At 34.5% G+C, this 7,293-nt stretch carries 5 protein-coding genes; all 5 read right to left on the reverse strand.

Translation table 11 applies throughout. The annotated features are described in order from the left end of the window. Positions 1-218: 218 nt before the first annotated feature. Entirely contained in the window at positions 219-1,712 is a 1,494-nt protein-coding gene (locus tag CN601_RS21705; RefSeq protein WP_098172334.1) for a family 1 glycosylhydrolase, read from the reverse strand. 190 nt (positions 1,713-1,902) lie between these two features. Beyond that, entirely contained in the window at positions 1,903-2,223 is a 321-nt protein-coding gene (locus tag CN601_RS21710) for a PTS sugar transporter subunit IIA (protein WP_098120224.1), read from the reverse strand. A 204-nt stretch (positions 2,224-2,427) separates the two neighbouring features. Beyond that, entirely contained in the window at positions 2,428-3,768 is a 1,341-nt protein-coding gene (celB, locus tag CN601_RS21715) for a PTS cellobiose transporter subunit IIC (protein ID WP_098120225.1), read from the reverse strand. A gap of 20 nt (positions 3,769-3,788) precedes the next feature. Continuing rightward, positions 3,789-4,097, reverse strand: a complete 309-nt coding sequence (locus tag CN601_RS21720; RefSeq protein WP_098120226.1) for a PTS sugar transporter subunit IIB — start codon at positions 4,095-4,097, stop codon at positions 3,789-3,791. A gap of 314 nt (positions 4,098-4,411) precedes the next feature. Beyond that, complete coding sequence (locus CN601_RS21725; RefSeq protein WP_098120227.1) at positions 4,412-6,349, reverse strand: BglG family transcription antiterminator; 1,938 nt, start codon at positions 6,347-6,349, stop codon at positions 4,412-4,414. Positions 6,350-7,293: the final 944 nt, after the last annotated feature.

The raw sequence follows: 7,293 nt of genomic DNA on the forward strand, positions 1-7,293 counted from the left end.
AGTAACTTGCCCAGCCTTGTGTCTTTTAAAGCTCTCCTTTTTGACCAAGAAATCCAATTCCTTATTTAACAGGAGCGTCAATCAATTAGTTTTTTAAACCCTTTAAAAATCAAATCATAGGAATAATCAATCATTTTGAAGAATTCCGATTCCGTGAGAGATCTATCTATTAAAACCTGAGTTTTATTTAACTGATCATAATTTGAAATATTTTCAATCTAAAAACTAAGGTCTTCTCCATTAGTTGCTATCACTTTCTTGTACCAATCAAATGATTTTTTCTTTGTTCTTTTTAATGTTCCATTTCCTTCGTCGTCCATATCTACATAAATAAAACCATACCGTTTTTTCATCTCTCCAGTTCCTGCTGAAACTAAATCAATGCAACCCCATGGTGTATATCCCATTAAATCGACACCATCTAAAGTGACCGCCTTTTTCATTTCTGCTATATGATCTCGGAAATATTGAATCCGATAATCATCCTCCACATATCCATTTTCATTTGGCTTATCAATGGTTCCCATTCCGTTTTCAACAATAAAGAGCGGTTTTTGATACCGGTCATAAAGTTCAGATAATGTGTATCTTAGCCCAACAGGGTCAATAGCCCAACCCCACTCAGTATTTTCTAGAAAAGGATTTACATCTCCCATTTGTCCACCGGTATCGGTATTCTGAACGATTTCAGTATGGTATACACTACTACGGTAAAAACTAAATGATAAAAAATCAGAAGGGTGCGCCTTGATTATATTGTCATCCCCCGGTTCTTTTTTTATGGTTACTCCCATCTCTTCAAAAAAGTGGTCGGCGTAAGATGGATAATATCCCCTCATCATAATATCAGTATAAATCAAAGCTCCTCTTCGATAATCCAAAGCTCCAAATACATTTTCCGGCTTACAATCTTTCGGGTAAATGCAGCTTAATGCAACCATACAACCAATCTTTGCATCTGGAATAATCTCGTGACAAAGTTTATTGGCAAGAGCACTCGCAACAAACATATGATGCTTCGCTTGATAACGCGCCTGCGCGGTAGCCTCCCTAGTTCCCATAAAGGCGTATCCATTTAATACATTAATTTCATTAATGGTGATCCAATATTTAACTAAATCTTTATATCTTGTAAATACTTCTTTGCACATTCGTAAAAAACAATCTATCGTCTGACGATCGCCCCAACCATTAAAATGATGAGCCAAATAAGCTGGAGTTTCAAAATGATAAAGAGTGACTAATGGTTCGATATTATATTTTTTGCACTCTTTAAAAACATCTTCGTAAAATTTTAACCCTTCCTCATTTGGTTGTTCCCCTTCAATCCCACCTTTTGGGAAAATACGGGACCAACTAAGTGATAGCCGGAAACACTTAAAACCCATTTCTCCAAAAAGGGCAATATCTTCTTTGTAATGTTGGTAAAAATCAACTGCTTTATGGCCTGGATAATAAACGTTTTCATCAATATAGCCTGTTGCGCCTTCTGGTATGGTATCAATTTGGGGGTCTCCAGAAGGCCGTCGATTAACCATTGTTTTTGTTCCATCTTTTAACTTGATTGTAATTTTCCTTGGGCGTTCTGCAGAACCATTTGTTATGAAGTCGCTTGTTGCAAGCCCTCTTCCGCCTTCATTGTATCCACCTTCATATTGGTTTGCAGCAGTGGCTCCACCCCATAAAAAATTTTCCGGGAATGTTTTTTTCATTAAAGTTCATTTCCTTTCTAAATGCAAAACGGATTAAAACTACACATTTTATTTTTCTTTAATAAAATAGCTAAGAGTTTAAATACATATTTCTCATATTAATAACATTGCAAGAATTATTATGCGAAAAAATTATTTTGAATAAAAAAAGCCCAAAAGTACTTGGGCAATTCTAGAGGAGCGTTTTGTTTTATGCCTTTTTGATAAGTTTATGCAACTCGATGATTTCTCTGGCCATATCTTTAAGGGTCATTGAGTTCATCAAATGGTCTTGTGCATGAACCATAATAAGAGGAAAATCGACTTTCTCTCCACCTGCTTCCTTTTGGATTAAGTCAGTTTGAACATGATGTGCTTCATTAAAGGCAGAATCCGCTTCGGTTAGTTTTTCTTCTGCTTCATCAAAATTTCCTTCTTTAGCTTTCTGCATCGCTTCCATCGCAAAGCTTTTTGCATTCCCTGAATGTAGTATTAATTGAAATGCAAGATTGTAAAGTTCTTCTTTATTCATGATTAACAGCCTTTCAAATTTTTTACTAGGAAGGGGACATTCCCTTCTCCGTCCAATTTTGAATAAATATATATTAAAATCCAGAAGTTTTAAAACATCTCAACAAAGATCATTTTTCTAATTCTATCATCAGAAGATTGGCCTTTATCGTCATATTACTTGTAAGAGATAGGCTTTAGTCAAACTAATGCCCACCTCACTTAACTACGCGATTATATTTTTTCTTTCACCTGCATTCATCGCATCTTCTTCTCTCTTCTTCGCTTTATCATATATTCTGAAGAATGGAGTATAAATTGCGAATGAAATAACAATGTTAATTAAATTCATGATTGCACCTGAAATATGTCCGCCAGAAGCAAGATATCCTGAAATAATTGGCGGCATTGTCCAAGGGACTGCAATACCTGTTGGTTTTGCTACCAATCCCAAATCCATACCAAGAAAAGTTACAATCACGGTAACGATTGAAGTAACGACGAATGGAATAATCATGATTGGGTTTAATACGATTGGCAAACCAAAGATTAGTGGCTCGTTAATGTTAAAGATACCAGGAGCAAGTGCCAAACGACCAAGACTTTTCATTTGTTGTGATTTAGCAAACAATACCATTGAAAGAACTAAACCAAATGTTACTCCCGTTCCACCGATGTGGACGAAGTTATCCCAAAATTGTTGTGTAACAATGTGTGGTAGAGGTTTGCCAGCTTGGTATGCTGTCATATTGTCACCCATAGCACCAAACCAAATTGGTTCCATTACACTTTTAACGATATTTGTACCATGTAATCCAGTAGCCCATAGTAAAGTTACGAATAATTCAGCAACAATGGATCCTCCTAGAGTAAGACCTACCAATTTAAGCGGGTCACCTAAAAGGGTCGTAACTAAACCGTTGATACTTTCATAAGGAGTCAACTCAACAAGTAAACGTATTACCCAAACCACAAGAAGAACAATAAATCCTGGTATTAAAGCTGCAAATGATTTACCAACACTTGGGGGTACGCCTGCTGGCATTTTAATAACAATATCTTTTTTGACGAGCCATCGATAAATTTCAGTTGATAAAATTGCAAAAAGTAACGCAACAAACAAACCTTTACTACTTAAGAAAGCTTTTGAAATTGCACCAGTTACCATCACTCCCGTTTCAGCCCCAGCTGGAGTAAATAAGAAATTAAATGGTGTTGTTAATAGGAAAGCAGCAACTGAAATAGTACCCGCACTCATCGAGTCAAGCTTATAGCTTTCTGCTAATCTGTATGCCACTGCAAATGCTGCGATTAGTGACATGATATTGAAAGTTGCATCTACTGGATAACTTAATTTAGCCGCCCAGTTTGGACCAAAAATTGAAGACATCCAATCAGCATAACCTGGAATTGGCAAGTTAGCCAAGATCAAGAAAAATGAACCAATTACAATGAATGGCATAGTCGCAATAAGACCATCTCGAAGAGCCGTTAGGTGCCTTTGCGCACCAATCTTAGCTGCAACAGGCAAGACTTTCTCTTCTAGTATGGTGTTGAATTTACTCATCTACTTTTTCCCCTTTTTTATTATTTATTATTTACTAAATTTATAGCTGTTTTTAGAACTTCTTCTCCATTACACATTCCGTAGTGAACTTGATTAATTAAATCCACTGGAATGCCTTTTTCTTCACCTAACCCTTTTAATTTTGGTAGCAAGTATCTTACTTGTGGTCCTAAAAGTAGGACATCAGCATTGTCAATGTGTTGATTGACTTGATTAGCAGGAACAGCCCAAATTTTTCCTTCTAAACCTTTTTCTCCGGCTGCTTTTTCCATCTTGGTCACTAGCAAGCTTGTACTCATTCCTGCTGCACAACATAATAAAATATTCATCTGTTTATTCCTCCTATTTATCCACAATAATATTTTTTTAAATACAATTAGCCAATTAATCTAAACAGGCTAATTTGGCAAATGTTTTAAAAGTACTTTAATCACCTTACTTTTATAGTTTATTTTGAAAGCGTTTAATTTTACAGAAATGATTTTTCCGTTACGTAACGGAAAAATGTTTAAATACTTATAATAAAGTTTAATAAATTAAATTATCCTCCGATAACATACCGATAACATAAAAAGGGTACCCCTATTTTGGAATACCCTCATTTTTCCCTATTCAGTTGTAAAAAGACGTATTTCCTAATGTTTCATATCAATTTAGTATCATTTAAAATCCTTATAATTTCTTCAGCAGACTTACCCTTTAGTATTTTTTTGACTGTTGCACTGTTTTCAATTAAAGCCAAGAGCCTTTTATACATGCCTTCCAGATCATCCTCATTAGGTTCTTTTCTTACATTTAACAAACAGATAAATTGAACCATTTGTTTATCAGTCCATTCGATGGGCTTCCTTAACGTACATATAGTCCAAAATGTTTCCTCTGTTTCCGGTGAAAGTGCATGAGGGATGGCCACAAGATTCCCAAAGCTGGTTGGAGCGAGCGACTCCCTTTCCAACACCGAATTTATGTAATCTTTGGAGACGAGTTTTTGTTTATATAATTCTTCACATAAGAAACGGATAGCGCTTTCTTTATCCTCAAAGTCTTTGTGAATAAAAACTCTTGATTCATCTAAATAACCTTGTTCCTCATTCTTTTTAACAGGTAATAAGCCTTCTCGGATATTTTCAATATCTTCTTCTCCTAAAAATGTGTTGACCACTTGTACTGGAACGACTATATCTTCTTTTATTGGAATCGTACTAATAATAAAATCAATAGAGGAAAGGTCGTATTCTTTTAATTGATAATAATTGGTTGAAGCTACAATATCGATTTCATCTTTAAACACATTTTGCAAACGATAATACAATAGTCTTGCACTTCCAACTCCAGAAGCACACACCACAATCACCCTTTTTGGCCTTTTCAGCCTTGTCTTCATTTTTTCTAATGCTACACCTATGTGCAATGCAATATAAGCAATCTCGTTTTCTCCTACCTCAATCTCCAAATATTCCTCAATACATCTGCTGGCAATAGCAGCACCTTCAAAGGCGCTAGGATATTTCCTTTTAATTTCGTTTAATAATGGATTTCGAATGTTCAAGTTATAACGCAACCGATTCATTGCTGGCCGTATATGTAAAGTCATCGATTGAATGAATTCTTCATCATCATGAAAATCCCAATTTAATTCATTTTTCAATCTTTCCAGCATGCAATGAATTAGGTTATCTAACTCATCAAAATGACTAAATTCTTTCAACGTATTCTTGTGAATTAATTTTGTCCCCAACAAATGGACAATAATATAATTAATTTCAGATTGCGGGAATGTAAAGCCCGTAAACTCCTCAACTTCTTTTACAATTTCATTGGCAACAATTTTTTCTAAGGGGTATTTTCCTGTTAAACCGTGTTCGATGTTTTCAATGACAAAACCTTCTTCAATTCTCTTACATCCAATTGTAATATGGGTCGCCAAATTTTCGAGTGCAATGTCAGATATCTCAATTTTGTATTCATTCACTTTTTTAACGATGATTTCTTTTAACTTTTCAAACAGGTTTTCGTCCAAAACATGAAAAGAATTACTTTCAATGATTAAGTTGCTATTTCGGCTTAACATAAAACTTGATAAACATAGCCGTTTCATATATTCATCGCCTTCAACCTGCGTACCATAATGTGGTCTGGTAACTAACTTCAATTGATATCTATCCAATATTTCACGGACAATTTTCAAGTCATTTTGAACCTTAGGCTTTGAAACAAATAGCTCCCCCTCAAGGCTTTCTATTTTGATTGGTCCCTTTTCTAATAAAAATCGTTTTAGTATATACAAAACCCGATTTTCCTGTTCGGAAAAATCCGATTTATTTTCATATATCGCTTCATTCTCATTAGAATTATACTCCTTTTCAAACACCTCATAGTCCTTTATATCTAATATATATCCTTTTCCTCGAACCGACTCAATGATTATTCCTAACGACGAGCATTGTGATTGAAGTTCTTTAATCTCGTTGCGAATGGTTCTATCACTAAAACCAAGTTCTTTTGCCATCCATTCAGCTGTAACAGGTTCTTTTGCTTTCATTAAAGACAACACGATGTCTTTTTGTCGTTTTGAAATCACGTTTCTATCCTCCTTAATTTTTGCTCTTTTTTAATTGATTCATGCTACTTTATTTTTTCTTCACATGGGTCGTTCTGTCAAGGGCGAGCAGAACTCATTTACTTATGTTACAGTTCACTGTCCCAGATATTGAACTAACCAATAATGAAAAAGGAGCAACTCATTCAGATCCAAGTTTTATTCAACTATCGCATTGCGTTAGCCAACCATGAACCCTCAGATTCACCACAGTGAATGGAAGTCTATCGTACTTCCATAGAAGTTGAACATTGTTATATTACTAAATCTATAATTTAATTTTTAATCCTTTTCCAAATACCCATTTGTATAGATAAGAATTTAATCTTTTAAAAATAGGTTCTGAAATTTGAAAATTCTCCTTAACAAAGATGGTCTAATGAAATTCCCCATTCATTATATTCCAAATACTCCAATCTAATAAAGCGGTCGCCTTTTGTAGTCCATCTATGTGTTCAACTATTGATTTTATCACTATTTCAACCTTCGTTATTGCCCATCCTATATGCGTTAGTAGTATAACAAATTTTAAATAGCTAGTTTATTAACCTTGTCTTAAATCTGCACTTTTCTAGAACTTATATCTTCTAGTTAAATAGATAAGAGACTTGTATTTTAAAAATAGGAGACTCAGATTGTTGGGAATTTTTGCTCTCTGTACATTAATATTGAATAAAGGTTAACTTAATTAAAATAACAGGGTCAATGCATGGGTGTTCCACAGAAGAATAAATGTCTTCCACTAATTTATAAATATATTTTAAATCAAAAAAGACTGTAGACAAACTCGAATTTCATCGAGTTTGTCTACAGTCTGAAACCACCTTAAAAAGGTGGTCTTAAATATACTTCCGATGTATGTTTTTCCCATCATAACTAAACAAAACAGACTTACCCTCAATGTTAGTCTCCAAATGAACCCCTCT

Origin of the sequence: Bacillus sp. AFS017336 (genome assembly GCF_002555445.1) — a bacterium.
GTDB lineage: Bacteria > Bacillota > Bacilli > Bacillales > Bacillaceae_G > Gottfriedia.

What these genes read in the sequence shown, in the direction of transcription:
- CN601_RS21705 (WP_098172334.1), bottom strand. Translation starts at nt 1,712, where the DNA reads ATGAAAAAAACATTCCCGGAAAATTTTTTATGGGGTGGAGCCACTGCT.
- CN601_RS21710 (WP_098120224.1), bottom strand. Translation starts at nt 2,223, where the DNA reads ATGAATAAAGAAGAACTTTACAATCTTGCATTTCAATTAATACTACAT.
- celB (WP_098120225.1), bottom strand. Translation starts at nt 3,768, where the DNA reads ATGAGTAAATTCAACACCATACTAGAAGAGAAAGTCTTGCCTGTTGCA.
- CN601_RS21720 (WP_098120226.1), bottom strand. Translation starts at nt 4,097, where the DNA reads ATGAATATTTTATTATGTTGTGCAGCAGGAATGAGTACAAGCTTGCTA.